Origin of the sequence: Pseudomonas sp. OST1909, from assembly GCF_015277575.1 — a bacterium.
In the GTDB taxonomy this organism is placed as follows: domain Bacteria; phylum Pseudomonadota; class Gammaproteobacteria; order Pseudomonadales; family Pseudomonadaceae; genus Aquipseudomonas; species Aquipseudomonas synxantha_A.
Window position 1 is genome coordinate 5990263 of sequence record NZ_CP063780.1, and the last position, 16539, is coordinate 6006801.

Annotated in this window: 14 protein-coding genes; 4 read left to right on the forward strand and 10 right to left on the reverse strand. The window is 60.2% G+C overall.

The window, feature by feature from the left end; all coding sequences use genetic code 11:
* Position 1: 1 nt before the first annotated feature.
* Positions 2 to 811 (forward strand): nitrilase-related carbon-nitrogen hydrolase, encoded by an 810-nt coding sequence (locus IH404_RS26240; protein ID WP_005792143.1) that lies wholly within the window; start codon positions 2 to 4, stop codon positions 809 to 811.
* Here IH404_RS26240 and gbcB read toward each other — a convergent pair whose 3' ends face one another.
* Positions 812 to 1912: a glycine-betaine demethylase subunit GbcB gene (gene gbcB / locus IH404_RS26245; protein WP_005792144.1), complete on the reverse strand. Its 1101-nt coding sequence runs from the start codon at positions 1910 to 1912 to the stop codon at positions 812 to 814.
* Between the two features lie 281 nt (positions 1913 to 2193).
* On the opposite strand from gbcB, the gene gbcA reads away from it, so the two are divergent.
* Positions 2194 to 3489 (forward strand): glycine-betaine demethylase subunit GbcA, encoded by a 1296-nt coding sequence (gene gbcA, locus IH404_RS26250; RefSeq protein ID WP_005792145.1) that lies wholly within the window; start codon positions 2194 to 2196, stop codon positions 3487 to 3489.
* A gap of 775 nt (positions 3490 to 4264) precedes the next feature.
* On the opposite strand, the gene IH404_RS26255 is transcribed toward gbcA, so the two are convergent.
* From IH404_RS26255 to IH404_RS26280, 6 genes are all read right to left on the reverse strand, one after another.
* Positions 4265 to 5035: an electron transfer flavoprotein subunit beta gene (locus IH404_RS26255; protein WP_005792147.1), complete on the reverse strand. Its 771-nt coding sequence runs from the start codon at positions 5033 to 5035 to the stop codon at positions 4265 to 4267.
* Between the two features lie 10 nt (positions 5036 to 5045).
* Positions 5046 to 6266, reverse strand: a complete 1221-nt coding sequence (locus IH404_RS26260) for an electron transfer flavoprotein subunit alpha/FixB family protein (protein WP_194439437.1) — start codon at positions 6264 to 6266, stop codon at positions 5046 to 5048.
* Positions 6266 to 8206: a dimethylglycine demethylation protein DgcB gene (gene dgcB / locus IH404_RS26265; protein ID WP_194439438.1), complete on the reverse strand. Its 1941-nt coding sequence runs from the start codon at positions 8204 to 8206 to the stop codon at positions 6266 to 6268. The genes IH404_RS26260 and dgcB overlap by 1 nt, the downstream gene beginning before the upstream one ends.
* Before the next feature lie 187 nt (positions 8207 to 8393).
* The gene (dgcA, locus tag IH404_RS26270) at positions 8394 to 10454 is read right to left on the reverse strand and encodes a dimethylglycine demethylation protein DgcA (RefSeq protein WP_194439440.1); all 2061 of its coding nucleotides are present in this window, start codon (positions 10452 to 10454) and stop codon (positions 8394 to 8396) included.
* Between the two features lie 15 nt (positions 10455 to 10469).
* Positions 10470 to 11000, reverse strand: a complete 531-nt coding sequence (locus IH404_RS26275; protein ID WP_005792152.1) for a DUF5943 domain-containing protein — start codon at positions 10998 to 11000, stop codon at positions 10470 to 10472.
* 52 nt (positions 11001 to 11052) lie between these two features.
* Complete coding sequence (locus IH404_RS26280) at positions 11053 to 12030, reverse strand: dipeptidase (protein WP_005792153.1); 978 nt, start codon at positions 12028 to 12030, stop codon at positions 11053 to 11055.
* A 218-nt stretch (positions 12031 to 12248) separates the two neighbouring features.
* On the opposite strand from IH404_RS26280, the gene IH404_RS26285 reads away from it, so the two are divergent.
* On the forward strand, positions 12249 to 12650 hold the full coding sequence (locus IH404_RS26285; RefSeq protein ID WP_005792155.1) for a lysozyme inhibitor LprI family protein: 402 nt from the start codon (positions 12249 to 12251) through the stop codon (positions 12648 to 12650).
* Positions 12651 to 12694: 44 nt separating this feature from the next.
* Here IH404_RS26285 and IH404_RS26290 read toward each other — a convergent pair whose 3' ends face one another.
* Positions 12695 to 13657 (reverse strand): tyrosinase family protein, encoded by a 963-nt coding sequence (locus IH404_RS26290; RefSeq protein WP_194439442.1) that lies wholly within the window; start codon positions 13655 to 13657, stop codon positions 12695 to 12697.
* Between the two features lie 189 nt (positions 13658 to 13846).
* Between IH404_RS26290 and IH404_RS26295 the strand changes: the two genes are divergently transcribed.
* Positions 13847 to 14263: a DUF3010 family protein gene (locus tag IH404_RS26295; RefSeq protein ID WP_122735950.1), complete on the forward strand. Its 417-nt coding sequence runs from the start codon at positions 13847 to 13849 to the stop codon at positions 14261 to 14263.
* A gap of 31 nt (positions 14264 to 14294) precedes the next feature.
* On the opposite strand, the gene IH404_RS26300 is transcribed toward IH404_RS26295, so the two are convergent.
* Positions 14295 to 15473 (reverse strand): AAA family ATPase, encoded by a 1179-nt coding sequence (locus IH404_RS26300; RefSeq protein WP_194439444.1) that lies wholly within the window; start codon positions 15471 to 15473, stop codon positions 14295 to 14297.
* A gap of 68 nt (positions 15474 to 15541) precedes the next feature.
* On the reverse strand, positions 15542 to 16486 hold the full coding sequence (locus IH404_RS26305) for a GlxA family transcriptional regulator (RefSeq protein ID WP_005792161.1): 945 nt from the start codon (positions 16484 to 16486) through the stop codon (positions 15542 to 15544).
* Between the last annotated feature and the right edge of the window lie 53 nt (positions 16487 to 16539).

Here is a 16539-nt window from a genome sequence, read left to right on the forward strand (position 1 = left end):
AATGACATCGATAACGGTCGTTTGCCATCAACTGGCACCCCGTATTGGCGATCTTGATTACAACCGCACGCTCAGTGAAAGCGCGATCCGTGGCGCAAGCGACGCCCAGGTCATCGTTCTACCCGAACTGATGCAAAGCGGTTACGCCTTCAATAATCGCGCTGAAGCCTATGCGGCTTCCGAGACAGAAGACGGCCCAACCTTGCGCCTGTGGTGTGCCCTGGCCAGTGAACTGGATCTCATCATCGTCGCCGGGTTCTGTGAGCGCCTGAGTGCTGGACGGGTCGCCAATAGCGTCGCACTGATCCAACCCGCAGGCCGGCTGACGGTGTATCGCAAAGTGCACTTATGGAACCGGGAAAAGCTGATCTTCACGCCGGGTGCCGAGCCACCTCCGGTCGTCGACACCCAGGTCGGCCGGATCGCCACGATGATCTGCTACGACCTGGAACTGCCTGAGTGGGTGCGTCTGGCCGCGTTGGCCGGTGCCGACCTGCTATGCGCTCCAGTGAACTGGCCGGAAGGTCCACGCCCGGCCGGCGAGCGGCCGGGGGAAATTGTCCGCGTCCAAGCCAGCGCGGCAGTCAATCGCATGTTCATTGCCGCCTGCGACCGCTACGGCGAGGAGCGAGGCATCAATTGGGTAGGCGGCTCGACCATTGTCGATGCCGACGGTTACCCGTTGGCCGGCGCAGTCTCCCATCAGCGGGAACAGCGGCTAGTCGCTCAACTGCCTCTGGCCGAGGCCAGAGACAAGTTCATCAGCGAGCATAACCATGTTCACCATGATCGAAGGCCCGTTCTGTACTGACTAGAACTCGATGCGCACATCGCCCTTGGGCACACTGCAGCACGACAGGATGTAGCCTTCGGCTTCGTCTTCCTCGGTGATCCCGCCGTTGTGCTCCATCTCCACCTCCCCGCCCAGCTTCATCACCTTGCACGTGCCGCAGATACCCATGCCACAGGCTTTGGGGATCAACAGGCCAAGCTTGGCAGCTGCCGCGTGGACAGTCTCGCCGGGTGCCACCCGAATGCTTTTGCCCGATGCGATGAACTCCACCTGATGCAGATCCGCGAGGTCGACTTCCGGCGCATCCGCCGCTTGCTCGGCCTGCTCCACGGCGTCGGCCCGCGCTTCCGGCGGCGTCGCACCAAAAGACTCTTCGTGATAACGCGCCATATCGAAACCGGCGGTTTCCAGCAGGCGTTTCACTGCGCTCATGTAAGGCGTCGGGCCGCAACAGAATACTTCGCGCTCCAGGAAGTCCGGCACCATCAGTTCCAGCATCTTGTGATTCAGATAACCGCGGTAGCCGGCCCAGGGTTCACCCAGGCCATGCTTTTCGCAAATCAGGTGCAGGCTGAAGTTGTCGATCCGCGACGCCATGTGCTCCAGCTCGCGGTGGTAGATGATGTCCTTGGGTGAACGCGCGCTGTGAACAAACGTCATGTCCACATTAGCGTTGGTGTCGTAGAACCAGCGCGCCATGGACATGACTGGGGTGATCCCCACCCCGCCGCTCAGGTACAGCACTTTCGGGCTGGGGAAGTCGATCGCGTTGAACAGCCCGACAGGTCCGTGCACCGCCAGCTCCTGGCCCTCGTGCAGCGTGTCATGCAGCCAGTTGGACACACGCCCGCCCGGTACACGCTTGATGGTTACCGAAAAGCTGTAAGGCACCGACGGTGAACTGGAGATCGTGTAGGAGCGCATGATCGGCTGGCCTTCGATTTCCAGCTCCAGGGTGACGAATTGCCCGGGCTTGAAGAAGAACAGAATCGGCTGGTCAGCCATAAAACAGAAGGTGCGCACGTCCCAGGTTTCCTGGATGACTTTGACGCAACGGACGATGTGCCGACCATTGGCCCAGGTCTGGGTGGTTACCGGATTCAGGAAATTGCTAGACATGTTGTTCTCCACCGCCGACGTCGGCCTTATGGTGGCGATTCTGCGTAACGCCGGGGCCACCCATTTACCTATCTGCGACATTCACATACTTACGGCGACCAGCCCCCAAAGACAGGGCCTTGCGCGTCGGGATCAGATTGGGCCATGTCGCCCATGGATAAGGTTCGACCCAACGCCGGGCCCACACTCGCTCCCAACAAAGACGCGTTCTTTACGCCTTGCTGCAAACCTGATCAGCCACTATTCGCCGGCCACACAGAATGGCCATGAGGACACACACGATGGACGTCACCGCAACCTTAAGCTTGGGCGATCCGCTGGAACCCGCACGCAAGGCCACCGCGCACATGCTGCAAGAGCGCGAGCGCACTTATTCGCTGCCGCAGCCGTTTTACTCTGACGAGCGGTTGTTTGATATCGACATGCAGGAGATCTTCCAGAAAGAGTGGTTGATCGCCGGCATGACCTGCGAAATCCCCGCCAAGGGCAACTACCTGACCCTGCAAGTGGGCAAGAACCCGATCATCGTGATCCGTGGCGCTGACGGGGTGGTGCATGCATTCCACAACGTCTGCCGCCACCGTGGTTCGCGCTTGTGCACCAGCGAAAAGGGCAAGGTCGCCAAACTGGTTTGCCACTACCACCAGTGGACCTACGAACTGGACGGTCGCCTGCTGTTCGCCGGTACCGAGATGGGCGCCGACTTCGACATGAAGCAGTACGGCTTGAAACCGGTAAACGTGAAGACTGCCGGCGGCTACATTTTCATCAGCCTGGCCGAGACCCCGCCGGCCATCGATGACTTCCTGTCGACGCTCAGCCATTACATGGAACCCTACGACATGGAAAACACCAAGGTGGCGATCCAGACCACCTTGTTCGAAAAAGCCAACTGGAAGCTGGTGCTGGAAAACAACCGCGAGTGCTACCACTGCAACGCCTCGCACCCGGAACTGCTCAAAACCCTGCTGGAATGGGACGACGTCACCGACCCGCGCGCCGACCAGGCGTTCAAGGACCACGTAGCCGCCTCCGCCGCCGCCTGGGATGCCGAGAAGATCCCTTACGCCCACGCCAGCTTCGGCCTGCGTAACCGCATCGTGCGTATGCCGCTGCTCAAGGGCACTGTGTCGATGACCCTGGACGGCAAGCAGGGCTGCGCCAAACTGATGGGTCGCATCAAGAACCCGGACCTGGGCTCGATGCGCATCCTGCACCTGCCCCATTCGTGGAACCACTGCATGGGCGACCACATCATCGTGTTCACCGTGTGGCCGATCAGCGCCCAGGAAACCATGGTCACCACCAAGTGGATCGTGCACAAGGACGCCGTGGAAGGCGTGGACTACGATGTGGAGCGCATGCGCCAGGTGTGGGACGCCACCAACGACCAGGACCGTCGCCTGGCCGAGGAGAACCAGCGCGGCATCAACTCAACCGCCTACCAACCTGGCCCGTACTCCAAGACTTATGAGTTTGGCGTGGTGAACTTTGTGGATTGGTACAGCGAGCGCATGTTGAACAACTTGGGGGCCGCGCCTGCGCCGTACCTCAAAGGTGTGGCTGCACACGAGTAACTGACACCCCAAGGATCAAAAGGTGGGAGGGGGCTTGCTCCCGATAACGGAGTATCAGCCAATGCATGTGCAAGCTGAGCCATCCCTATCGGAAGCAAGCCCCCCTCCACACTTCAAGCAGGCGCTGCCTACTATTTGATCAACTCTCGTGCAGACCGCTAACACCCTGCCCTCCAGCCTTTGCCCAACAACTTATCCACAAAGCCACCCACAGCAATTGTGGGCAAGTCGGTGTGCGGCTTAAATTAAATCAAGAAAATCCGTGACTTATTTGAAACCAAGGTATCTATCCTTACCTGATCATTTATTGATCATATCCGTGCAGACCTCGATTCATATGGCCTACAGCACTAAGCGAACACCTTATCCACAGATGCACCAACAGACTTTGGGGGCAACTTTATCCAACCTGTGGAAAAGCGCACAAACCCTGTATAAATCGGGCTTCCCGGGGTTTCAATGCAGAAAAAAGCCGAAATTGATCAATTTTTGATCGGCCCTCTTAAAGCCTTTGTTTACGTGGCTTACAGACGATAGCGAACATCTTATCCACAGATGCGCCAACAGACTTTGGGGGAAAGTCAGTACTGCCAACCGGGAAAACTCCTGGAAAAACCGCAGCTTAGGCTGGCTATTTTTCGTACATAGGGCTGCAAGGCTTGATACACAGGGGGTGTGGACAACCGCGAACAGGTTATCCACAAGCGGATCAACAGCGATTGTGGGTAAACCGCAGAACTCTTGTGGGAGGGAGCGCCCCCCCTCCCACAGCGGATCAGCGTACGACACCCTCTTCAATCAACAGCTTGAGAATCGCCTGAGCGCCCTCTTCAGCACTCACACCCTTGAGCACCTGCCCACCACCGCCACTGGCCTTGGCTGTGGCAGCCTTCATACGGTCGGCGCCGCTCTTGGCCTTGATCACCTTGAGACGCTTGGGCCTTGGCTTGGCCGGTTGCAGCAGGGCGCCTGTGAATAACTCGTCCTGTTCGATCTCCACCTCATGGGCCGCCAGTTCGCCACGTTGCGCCGGGCCGTATGCACTCTGGCGCGGTTTGGGCGCAGCGTTATCCACGGTGGCCAGAAACGGCAGGCGCACTTTCAGGCGCCGCCGCTGGCCGCGAGGCAAGGCTTGCAGTACATGGGCCACGCCGGCGTCGATGGATTCCACCTGGGCCAACCCTACAACCAGGGGCCAGCCCAATTGTTCTGCCAGCAGAAACGGCAACATGCCCGAGCCTTCACCGGTTTCCGCCTGACTGCCGGTGAGTACCACCTGGGCGCCGGCGTCATGCAGGTATTCACTGAGTACCGGCAAGGCATCGGCGCCGGGCGGTTGTTCCAGTACATGCAGTTGCGCCAGCCCCATCCCCAGGTAGCTGCGCAAGGTCGGCTCGTTGATATCGCCGGCGTGCAGCACCTGCAACTTATCCCCAGCCATTTGCAGGCCCAGCTCGACAGCGCGGGCGTCCTGCTCCGCACGGCGCGGGCGCCCGGAAGTGGGGTGGGCGCCGATGGATACCAAGCTGATTACAGTGGTTGTCATGGTCATGTCCCTAAGCTGCATCGCGCTTGGCGCCGTTGCGGTAGGCCTGCACCGCATCGATCAAGGCTTGCAGAATCGCGGCGCTTTCGCCGATCACCGACAGGTCGGCACGCTTGATCATGTCGCAGGTCGGGTCGAAGTTGATCGCCACCACCTTGTCGCAGGCCCCGATGCCTTGCAGGTGCTGGATCGCCCCGGAAATACCCACGGCCACATACACCCGCGCCGTGACCCAGGTGCCGCTGGCGCCGACCTGACGATCACGCGCCATGAAGCCATCGTCCACCGCCACCCGCGACGCACCTTCGGTGGCGCCCAGGGCCGCGGCGGTCTGGTGGAACAGCGCCCAGTCCTTCACGCCATTGCCACCGGAGAAAATGAATTCCGCTTCGGCCATGGGAATCGCCGCCGGATCCACCGCCACCGCCCCCAGGTCCTCGATACGCGACAAACTGCGCGCCAGGCTTGTGGTTAACTCTACGGGCAGTACCTCATGCCGGGTCTCGCTGACCGGGTCGGCACACTCAACGGCCGCCAGGATCAGGCGCGGCAGCGGCCGGGCCAAATCTTGCTGGCCCGCCCCCGCACGGCCGATGCACTCATCGCCCTTGATTTGCCAAACACGTGTCGCCGGGCGTTCCTTGAGGCTGGCGGCAAAGCGCCGACCCAGTTCGCCGCCGCCGCTGCGGCTGTCCGGTAGTAGCCAGTGGCGTGGATTGAACTGGTTATCCACAGCCCGCAGGCCTTGCACGCGTTGTTCCGGTGAATAACCGTCGAACGCGTGGCCATCCAGTACCAGCAGGCGATCGACACCGGCAGTGGCAAAGGCGTTTTCCTTGTGTTCACCAAACACCACGGCCAGCACCGCGCCGTCGCTGCCAGCCAGTTGCCTGGCCAGGCCAAGCAAGTCACGGTCGTGGCTGCTCAAGCGGCCACCGACCATGTCCGGCACCACACTGATGTAGAACGCGGGCGTTGGCACCTGATGCAGTGGCAACTGCACTTCCACCGCCGCTGTACGCTTGGCCGCACCGCCCTGCTGGGCGCCGCTGCGGTCAATACGCTTGATGCCGTTGGGGCCGATAAAACCGACACCGTGCACGTTTTTACGAATGATGCCGTTGGGCCCCATCCAGCTCTGCTGCACGGGCTGCATGGCCGCGTGCAAGGGGTGAAGACGGTTACGGGCGATCCATTCGGCCCGAGGGTCACGGCGAATAATGTCGCTCATCAATGCACCTCCGCGGGTTCACGTTTAGGCGCTTTTGCCGGCACGGGGTCTTCAAGCAAAGCGTCGGCCACCAACTCGGCAATGTCCTTGATCAATGGTCGCGGCTCGACCACACCTTCCAGCATCGCTGTGCACTGCGGGCAACCCACGGCCACCAGTTCGGCACCGGTTTCGCGGATGTCTTCCATGCGCATGTCGGGGATACGTTGCTTGCCGGGAATGTCAGTGATCGGCGCGCCGCCGCCACCGCCGCAGCAGCGCGAACGGAAGCCTGAGCGTTGCATTTCCTTGACCTCGATGCCCAACGCCCGCAGCACTTGGCGCGGTGCCTCGTATTCGCCGTTGTAGCGGCCCAGGTAACAAGGGTCGTGGTAGGTCACGCTGCTGCCTTTGTGCTGACCCAGGTTGAGCGCGCCGTCGCCGATCAACTCGGCCATGAAGGTGCTGTGATGCTGTACGAAGTAATTGCCGTTGAAGGCGCCGTACTCGTTTTTCAGCACATGGAAACTGTGCGGGTCGCAGGTAACAATGCGCTTGAAGCTATATTTGCCCAACGTCTGGATATTGCGCGAGGCCAACAATTGGAAAGTTGCTTCATCGCCCAGACGCCGCGCTACGTCACCGCTGTCGCGTTCTTCCAGGCCAAGTACCGCAAAGTCCACCCCCGCCGCCTTGAGCACTTTGACAAACGCCCGCAGGGTGCGTTGGTTACGCATGTCGAAGGCACCGTCGCCGACCCAGAACAGCACCTCGCAGCTGCCCTTGTCACTGAGCAACGGCAGGTTCAGGTCAGCCGCCCAGTTGAGGCGACCGCCCGGTGCGAAACCGCCGGGGTTATCGGTGGCAATCAGGTTTTCCAGGACTTCGGCGCCCTTGTTCGGCGTGGCGCCTTTTTCCAGGGTGAGGTGGCGGCGCATGTCGACGATGGCGTCGACATGCTCGATCATCATCGGACACTCTTCCACGCAGGCGCGGCAGGTGGTGCACGACCACAACGTCTCGGCATCCACCAGGCCATTGACGATCGGCTGATGCGGGTTACCGCCGTGTTCGCCCACCGGTTTGCCTGGGTATGGGCTACCGGCGAACTTGGCATCGGTGCCACCGGCCAGGCCAACGACCATGTCCTGAATCAGCTTTTTCGGGTTCAGGGGCTGGCCGGCAGCGAACGCCGGGCACGCTGCTTCGCACTTGCCGCATTGCACGCAGGCGTCGAAGCCGAGCAGCTGGTTCCAGGTGAAATCCTTGGGCTTTTCCACGCCAAGCGGCGCGGTTTTATCACTGAGGTCCAGCGGCTTCAGACCGGTGGAGCGGCCACCACCGAAGCGCTCGGCGCGGCGGTGCCAGGCCAGGTGCAGGGCACCCGCGAAGGCGTGCTTCATCGGCCCGCCCCAGGTCATGCCGAAGAACATTTCCGACACGCCCCACAGCACGCCCACGCTCAGCAGCGCAGCGAGCAGCCAGCCGCCAAAGTCAGCGGGCAGAATCCCGGCCACCGGCAAGGTCACCAGGAAAAAGCTCACCGAGAATGCCATCAGACTTTTCGGCAGGCGCATCCATGGGCCCTTGGACAGGCGCCCAGGCGGATTGCGGCGGCGCAGGTACATGAAGATGGCACCGACAAACATCAGCACCGACGTCAGCAGCAACGCATAGCCGAGGATGCGGTTATGCAGGCCAAAGCCATGCACCACAATCGCCAGCAACGCCGAGAGCACAAAGCCCAGAGCCGTGGCGACGTGGGTGTTGGCGATGTATTTGTCGCGGGCGACCACGTGGTGCAAGTCGACCATGTAGCGCTTGGGCATAGCCAAAAGACCGCCAAGCAAGTCGACTTTGGATGCACGCCCACGGCGCCACATGCTCATGCGGCGCAAGGCGCCGAGGACGGCGAGCCCCAAAGCGGCAAACAAGAGAATAGGCAACAAGGTGTTCAACATGATGAAGCTCCCACAGACCACACAGGTCTACTGTGAAACTGGCCTTGAAATGTGGGAGGGGGCTTGCCCCCGATAGCGGTGGGTCAGCTACAGCTGTATCAACTGACACTCCGCCATCGGGGGCAAGGCGAATCGTCGCACCGCCCCTCCCACATTTGAACCGAGTCCACATTGGTTCGGTGTCGGGTCAGAAATCCTTGCACAAGCGCAGGGCGTCGTAGATTGCGGCGTGGGTGTTGCGCTGGGCCACACAGTCACCAATGCGGAACAGCAAGTACCCTTCACCCGCTTCGCTCAGGCATGGCTGCGGCTTGATCGCAAACAGCGCTTCGACGTCGATCTGGCCCTTGTTGCGTGAGCCTTCCTTGAGCCCGTAGTAAAGGGCCTCGTCCGGGCGTACGCCGTTCTCCACCACCACCTGGTCGACCACACGCTCCTCTTTGGCGCCGGTGTATTCGTTTTCCAGCACTGCCACCAGCTTGTCGCCCTCGCGATAGACCTTTTCCAGCATCATGTCGCCAGTCATGATCACTTCCTTGGGGTACATGCTGCGGTAGTAAGTCGGGAACGACGTACCGCCAATTGCCACACCGGGCTTGATGTCGTCGGTGACGATTTCCACCTGGCAGCCTTTGTCGGCCAGGAAGTCCGCCACCGACATGCCGGTGAACTCGCAAATGGTGTCGTACACCAACACGTTCTTGCCCGGCGCGACTTTGCCGTCGAGCACATCCCAACTGCTCACCACCAAGCCTTCGGCGGCGCCCCAATGTTCGTTCTGTTCGATGAACGGATGCCCGCCCACCGCCAGCACCACCACGTCCGGACGCAGGTCCAGGATGGTCTCGGCATCCGCCGCCACGCCGAGGCGCAGGTCGACTTTCAAGCGCGCCAGCTCCAGCTGGTACCAGCGAGTGATACCGGCGATCTGGTCGCGCTGCGGCGCTTTGGAAGCGGTGGTGATCTGCCCGCCGATGAACTCTTTTTTCTCCAACAGGGTTACGTCGTGGCCGCGTTCGGCGGCGACACGTGCTGCCTCCATACCAGCGGGGCCTGCGCCCACCACGACCACTTTGCGCTTGGCCCCGGTGGTTTTCTCGATGATGTGCGGCACGCCCATGTATTCACGGGAGGTCGCGGCGTTCTGGATGCACAGCACGTCCAGGCCCTGATACTGGCGGTCGATGCAGTAGTTGGCGCCCACGCATTGCTTGATCTGGTCGATCTGGCCCATCTTGATCTTGGCGATCAGGTGCGGGTCAGCGATGTGCGCACGGGTCATGCCGACCATGTCCACATAACCGCCTTCGAGGATGCGCGTGGCCTGGTTCGGGTCCTTGATGTTCTGCGCGTGCAGCACCGGGACCTTGACCACTTCCTTGATCCCGGCTGCCAAGTGCAGGAAAGGCTCCGGTGGATAACTCATGTTGGGGATAACGTTGGCCAGAGTGTTGTGGGTGTCGCACCCCGAGCCCACCACGCCGATGAAATCGAGCATACCGGTGTCGTCGTAATACTTGGCGATCTGCTTCATGTCCTCATGGGACAAGCCGTCCGGGTGGAACTCGTCGCCGCACAGGCGCATGCCCACGCAGAAGTCTTCGCCCACTTCGGCACGCACGGCCTTGAGCACTTCCAGGCCGAACTTCATGCGGCCTTCAAAGCTGCCGCCCCATTCGTCGGTACGCTTGTTGACCCGCGTGCTCCAGAACTGATCGATCATGTGCTGGTGCACGGCGGACAGCTCGACGCCATCCAGGCCACCGGCCTTGGCACGACGCGCCGCCTGGGCGTAGTTACCGATCACGCGCCAGATTTCTTCCGGCTCGATGGTCTTGCAGGTGGCACGGTGCACCGGCTCACGCACGCCGGACGGCGACATCAGGGTCGGCCAGTTGAAGCCGTCCCAACGCGAGCGACGGCCCATGTGGGTAATCTGGATCATGATCTTGGCGCCATGCTTGTGCATGGCGTCGGCCAGGTTCTGAAAGTGCGGGATGATGCGGTCGGTGGACAGGTTCACCGAGCTCCACCATTCCTGGGGGCTGTCGATGGCCACTACCGAGGAGCCGCCGCAGATCGCCAGGCCGATACCGCCCTTGGCTTTCTCTTCGTAATACTTCACATAGCGGTCGGTGGTCATGCCGCCGTCGGTGGCATACACCTCGGCATGGGCGGTACTGAGCACGCGGTTGCGGATGGTCAGTTTGCCGATCTGGATCGGCGCAAACATTGCTTCGAAAGCCATGGCACGGTCCTCGGCTTACAACGGTTTGACGGTGAACAGGCCATCGTCGTGGCCCTCTTCGGAGCCTCCGTAGACTTGTTCGGCGACAGTGCGGATCTTGCTGCCACGGGCCTCAAGAATCTGGTCCATGGCTCCGGCAAACCAGCCGGTGAACATGTAGTCGACCTTGCGCCCGACCTTGCCGTACACGTAGACGAACGCCGAGTGCTCAAGCTTGACGCTGGCGGTGCCTTTATCCAGGTCGATGTCCTGGATCTTGAACAGGCCCCAGCCGCGTTGCGACAGGCGTTTCATGTAGTGTTCGAACACCGCGACGCCTTCCAGGCCGTGACACTCGGCTTCCTTTTCACACCAGTGCCAGGCGGATTTGTAGCCGGCCTTGTAGAGGATCTCGGCGTAGGCATCAGCGCCCAGCACTTCTTCGATACCCATGTGGTTGTTGACGAAGAAATGGCGCGGCACGTACAGCATGGGCAGGGCGTCGGAGGTCCAGACACCGGTTTCGCTGTCGACTTCGATTGGCAATTGCGGGGCGATCTTGGCCATGGAAACTTAACTCCAGAAAAATTCGTTGTGGTGTTGCCGATAGGTGTCTGGCTTATTCGCCCCAGACGTCCTTCAAGACGTTGACCCAGTTCTCGCCCATGATCTTGCGTACCACGCGCTCGGGGTGGCCGCGCTTGAGCAGGGTCTCGGTGAGGTTGGGGAATTCACCCACGGTGCGAATGCCCAGCGGGTTGATGATCTTGCCGAAGCTGGTCAGCCGGCGGGCGTAGCCCTTGTCATGGGTAAGCATTTCAAAGAAATCCTGGCCATGCCCCTGGGTGAAGTCGGTGCCGATGCCGATGGCATCTTCGCCGACGATATTCATGGTGTATTCGATGGCTTCGGCGTAGTCGTCGATGGTCGAATCGATGCCCTTGGCCAGGAACGGCGCGAACATGGTCACGCCGACAAACCCACCGTGGTCGGCGATGAACTTGAGTTCTTCATCGGACTTGTTGCGCGGGTGTTCCTTGAGCCCGGACGGCAGGCAGTGGGAATAGCACACCGGCTTTTTCGATTCGAGGATGACTTCTTCGCTGGTCTTGGAACCGACGTGAGACAGGTCGCACATAATGCCGACACGGTTCATCTCGGCGACGATTTCGCGCCCGAAGCCCGACAACCCGCCGTCGCGCTCATAGCAGCCGGTGCCCACCAGGTTCTGGGTGTTGTAGCACATCTGCACCACGCCAACGCCGAGCTGTTTGAAGATCTCGACATAGCCGAGCTGGTCTTCAAAGGCATGGGCATTCTGGAAGCCGAAGATGATGCCGGTCTTGCCCTGCTCCTTGGCGCGGCGGATGTCGGCGGTGGTTTTCACCGGGATCACCAGGTCACTGTTCTCGCGAATCAGGGTCTGGCTGGCGACAATGTTATTGATCGTGGCCTGGAAGCCTTCCCACACCGACACTGTGCAGTTGGCGGCGGTGAGGCCACCTTTGCGCATGTCTTCGAACAGGTCGCGGTTCCACTTGGCAATAATCAGACCGTCGATAACGATGCTGTCGGCGTGCAACTCGGCTGGGCTCATCAGGCGTCCCCTTATTGGCGATTCATGCGCCGAATCGTCTGCCGGCGCTTTGGGGCCAGCATATGCCCAGGGACAACCCGAGCCGGGTGCAAAAACGACAGGGGAATTGCCGAAAGCGTCAATCCACGACAAAGGCTGTGCAGACATGCCTGACGGGCGACTGTTCTTTGTCTTACGCTTGAGCCAGAATTCCGCATCACCTGATATGAGACGGCGCAATGAAATCGATTTTCCTGGCTTTGGCACTCATCGCAACCGGCGTTCACGCAGCCGAAGACACCGACAGCACGCCGTGCGACGGCATCGAAAACGACAAACAGACCCTGGCCTGCGCCGCCTACAACAAAACCACCGCCGAGCAATTGCTCAAGGATAACTATCAGGGCCTGCTGGAGCGCATGGCTTCAACCTACGGCAGCGACAAGACCAAACTGGCCGACATTACCGCCCGTCTGAAGGACGCCCAGCAGAAATGGGAAAAACTGCGCGATGCCGATTGCGCGGTGGACACCTTCCCGGCGGTCAATGGCAGCAAGGAGTATGCGATTGCGCAGAATGATTGCCTGGCGCGGATGAGTGATGAGCGGTCGGAGTTTCTGGAGTCGATTGGGCAGGAGTAAACGCCCTTCCACACGGCTGAGACGCGGGAAGGGCCTTGCCCCATTCAAGCCATGAAAGGTGACTTGAACGGCCTCTTGGTCAGCGGCACGCCTGGTGCGTAGGCATAACCCAGGGTGGTGATGTCCATCACGTCGCGGATACGACGCTGCCAGGGTTTGATCACATCATCGTAATTGTGCCCGGCTGGACCACCTTGCATTGGGCAGTAATGAGGCGCCAGATCAGGCTTATCCAGCTTCATTTGCGCCTGCCAGTCGGCCCAGATCTTGTCGATAAAGCAGTGATGCAGAAAAAACACCGGATCCTCGGGGGACGTCATTGCCAACATGTTGCCACCGATCCACAGATGGACTCGGTTGTGCAACTGCGAGCCCGGTGTGCTGACTTGCGGGTCGCCCTTCTGGGTGATCCATCCTTCAAGTCGGTTCCTGAAGCCTCGGTTGAACGGGCTGGCGTTGTAATTAGGCTCGTCATACAAACCTTCATTCATTGCCATCTTCACGTCGTCAGCCGTAGGCAGCGAGGTGACCCATTGCGAGAATTGTCGCTTCAGGCCCGGGCCCGGCAGGTCGTCTTCAGGGTACGCAGGCACGGGCCAATTGCCGTAACGGTGTGCAAAGGGCCCATCTTGCACCCTGGACTCATCGGTAGCGTCACCGTCACCACCCATCAAGCTTTGCTCCCACACCGGTGAGTTCGTCGGGTCGGCCGCATCCAACGTCCAATCCCAGTAAGGTATCGTGATGCCAGGCGTAATCGATTGCAGGTCGGCCTCCAACTGCAACAACATCTCACGGTGCCACGGCAAAAAGGCCGGACCCAAGTGAGCCCCGTTACGATAGTCGGGGTCTTGGGGTTCATCGGGATGAACCGTAGGCACCATCACTGCGTGGTGCCAATGCACATACTTGTCATATCCGCCATTGCGCTTGAGGGCCAACAGAGTATTGGTAAACGCTAGTCGTTCAGGCCCGCTCAGTGTTCGAATTTCCTTGCGTATATTCATTGCTAACCCACTCCATCCGAAAGCATGGAACCGCGCACGGGCTCCAGCCTTGAATCTAGTTGAGATCCAGCATCAGGAGCTACTGTCAGATCTGACAGGTTCGGCACAGTGTCTGACGAACGGTCTACACCGCGAACCAGGCCCGGGCTGCTACCATTCACGCCCTCTTTATCCGCTCAAGGCAACGTCATGATCATCTGCGGCATCGAAATCAAAGGCAGCGAAGCCATCATCGCCCTCGCCGCTCTGGACAATCAGGCGCTGACCCACGTCGCCCTGGCTACCAAGAAAATCGCCCTCGATGACGACGATGAGGCCGCCAATGTCAAAGCCTTCGCCGCCCAGGTGAAGGCGTTCGTGCAGGACAACGCCATTGAACGCATCGCCATCAAGAAGCGCAGCAAGAAAGGCGAATTCGCCGGTGGCCCGACGACGTTCAAGATTGAAGGGGTGTTTCAGTTGCTGGGCGGGGTGGAGGTGACGCTGCTGTCGCCGCAGACCATCAATGCACAGAACAAGAAGCACACCTTTGATCTGCCCGCGACGCTGAACAAGTACCAGCATGAAGCCTACAAGGCGGCATGCTCGGCCCTGGTAAAGAAATAAGCCACACCCGCTCTCTTTAGGAGCCGGCCTTTTAGCGCGGTGCAGGGTTCTTGTGTTGCAGCCAGTCACCGAAGGTTTTGTCCTCCAGGGCATAGCCGCCTCGGCTCGACTTCCACACCAGTTCCTTGTCGCGCAGGGCATCGATGCAGGCCTGGATGGTCTGGGTACCCGGCACCACGTCGCTACCCATCTTTTCCAGCGCCTTGCTGACAGCCGTGAGGGTGCTATCGGTGAATGGCGCAAAGGGTTCGTTGTTTTGAGAACGCTCCACCATCACCTCCAGCACGGCGCGCTGAGGGATGGTCAGGGCGTTCCAGGCGCTTTCGAACTCGGTCCATACACCCGCGCGCAGCAGTTCTGCACGACTGTGCAGCAGTTGGCCCAGATTGCTCGCCTCGCCCAGCTCCAATGCGACTTCACCGATGATCGTGCGCAACATCTCGGGACGCCGACCTACCCGCTCAAACGCCTCATCAATATCAGCCGCGTTGAATTGGTTGTTCTTGGCCAGGTGCGCGTTGAGGTGCACGGTGTAGGCCTGGGTGAACTCTTTGCCCAGCAGCGGAAACGGCGTGATGCTGGAACCGAAGAATGGCTGGCTTTTACCCAATACCAAATGGGCGAGTTTGTCGCGATTGGATCCGGTAAACACCAGGCGCAAACCGCTGCCCTCCTCGTCACGGCCTTGGTTGAGCTGATCCCGCGCAGCCTTCAACGCGAACATCGCATTGATACCTGATTCGGTGGTTAATGCGTGCTGTGCTTCGTCAATCACCAGCACAACGGGTTTTCCTGCAGCCCGATGGAGCAATTCCAACGCTTGGGTCAGCGTCGCACCGACAGGCAATTGTGGCTTGGTAAAGTCCCAGGAAAGCGTACGCAGAAAGCTTAGTTTCTCGATGCCAATGTTCTTTGCCAGTTTGCGAATGCCCTTTTCAAACGGCACCAACGCCCCCGCAATGGCACTCGCGATCAGCTCGGCGGGGTCTTTTTCCTTGTTGGCCCACAGGTCGACATACACCGCCAGCCAGCCCCGGAGCTGACATTCCGGAATCAGGTCTTCGCGCAGAAAAGTGCTTTTGCCCGTGCGTCGGGGCGCCGCAAGAAACAGGCCGGAGGTGAAATCCTGAATACCGGCCCCCACTAGGCCATCGGCAATACTGCTTGCCAGGGTGGGGCGGCGAAACACAAAGCCGCTGTGCGTGGACATGGTTTTATACTCAATTATGGAAAGGACTATAAATTATAGCGAAGAGTATAATTGACTATAATTGTCCGTCAAACCACCTCCCGTCGCCGATCCTCCCTAGGACACTTGGCAAACCTGGCGCGATAGCTGCGGGTGAAATAGGACGGCGACTCAAACCCACACGCAATGCTCACTTCCAGCACACTCATGTCGCTCTGGCGCAGCAGTTTCCGGGCTTTCTCCAGGCGCAGGCCGAGATAGAAGTTGCTCGGGGTGTCGTTCAGGTGCAGACGAAACAGGCGCTCCAGTTGACGCCGGGTGACCTTGATCGCGTCGGCCAGGGCCAGGGTGCTCAGGGGCGGCTCAGTGTGTTGTTCCATTTCGCCGATCACGTGCACCAGTTTCTTGTTGTTGATGCCGTAGCGCGTGGCGATCTGCATGCGCTGGTGGTCTTTGCGTGGGCGTATACGGCCGAGCACGAATTGCTCCGAGACCTGGACCGCCAGTTCCGAGCCGTGGGCCTGGGCGATCAGATCGAGCATCAAGTCGATGGACGCGGTGCCGCCGGCGCAGGTGATGCGGCGACGGTCAATCTCGAACAGCTCCTGAGTCACGCTCAACTGCGGATAGGCTTCCTTGAAGGCGTCGATGGCTTCCCAGTGCAGGGTCAGGCGGTGGCCATCGAGCAGCCCCGCTTCGGCCAGCACACAGGCGCCGGTGTCGATGGCGCCCAGGGTCACGCCGTCGTGATCGAGGCGACGCAGCCAATGCTCCAGCGCCGGGGTAGAGCATTGCAAAGGCTCGAAACCGGCCACCACTAATAATGTGGCGCCTTTTTCCAGCGGCTCCAGCGCGGCGTCGGCGTTGACCGACATACCGTTGCTCGCCAGCACCGCGCCGCCATCTGCACTCAATATGTGCCAGCGGTACAACTCGCCACGAAAGCGGTTGGCGACCCGCAGCGGTTCCAAGGCTGAGATAAAACCGATGGCCGAAAAACCCGGCATCAGCAAGAAGTAGAAATCCTGGGACATGGTGGCGCTCTCGTGGGGCGGGCAGCGTGGCACTGTGATACTCCCGTTCATGC

Coding starts and splice junctions, on each gene's coding strand:
- IH404_RS26240 (WP_005792143.1), top strand. CDS start 2: ATGACATCGATAACGGTCGTTTGCCATCAACTGGCACCCCGTATTGGC.
- gbcB (WP_005792144.1), bottom strand. CDS start 1,912: ATGTCTAGCAATTTCCTGAATCCGGTAACCACCCAGACCTGGGCCAAT.
- gbcA (WP_005792145.1), top strand. CDS start 2,194: ATGGACGTCACCGCAACCTTAAGCTTGGGCGATCCGCTGGAACCCGCA.
- IH404_RS26255 (WP_005792147.1), bottom strand. CDS start 5,035: ATGACAACCACTGTAATCAGCTTGGTATCCATCGGCGCCCACCCCACT.
- IH404_RS26260 (WP_194439437.1), bottom strand. CDS start 6,266: ATGAGCGACATTATTCGCCGTGACCCTCGGGCCGAATGGATCGCCCGT.
- dgcB (WP_194439438.1), bottom strand. CDS start 8,206: ATGTTGAACACCTTGTTGCCTATTCTCTTGTTTGCCGCTTTGGGGCTC.
- dgcA (WP_194439440.1), bottom strand. CDS start 10,454: ATGGCTTTCGAAGCAATGTTTGCGCCGATCCAGATCGGCAAACTGACC.
- IH404_RS26275 (WP_005792152.1), bottom strand. CDS start 11,000: ATGGCCAAGATCGCCCCGCAATTGCCAATCGAAGTCGACAGCGAAACC.
- IH404_RS26280 (WP_005792153.1), bottom strand. CDS start 12,030: ATGAGCCCAGCCGAGTTGCACGCCGACAGCATCGTTATCGACGGTCTG.
- IH404_RS26285 (WP_005792155.1), top strand. CDS start 12,249: ATGAAATCGATTTTCCTGGCTTTGGCACTCATCGCAACCGGCGTTCAC.
- IH404_RS26290 (WP_194439442.1), bottom strand. CDS start 13,657: ATGAATATACGCAAGGAAATTCGAACACTGAGCGGGCCTGAACGACTA.
- IH404_RS26295 (WP_122735950.1), top strand. CDS start 13,847: ATGATCATCTGCGGCATCGAAATCAAAGGCAGCGAAGCCATCATCGCC.
- IH404_RS26300 (WP_194439444.1), bottom strand. CDS start 15,473: ATGTCCACGCACAGCGGCTTTGTGTTTCGCCGCCCCACCCTGGCAAGC.
- IH404_RS26305 (WP_005792161.1), bottom strand. CDS start 16,486: ATGTCCCAGGATTTCTACTTCTTGCTGATGCCGGGTTTTTCGGCCATC.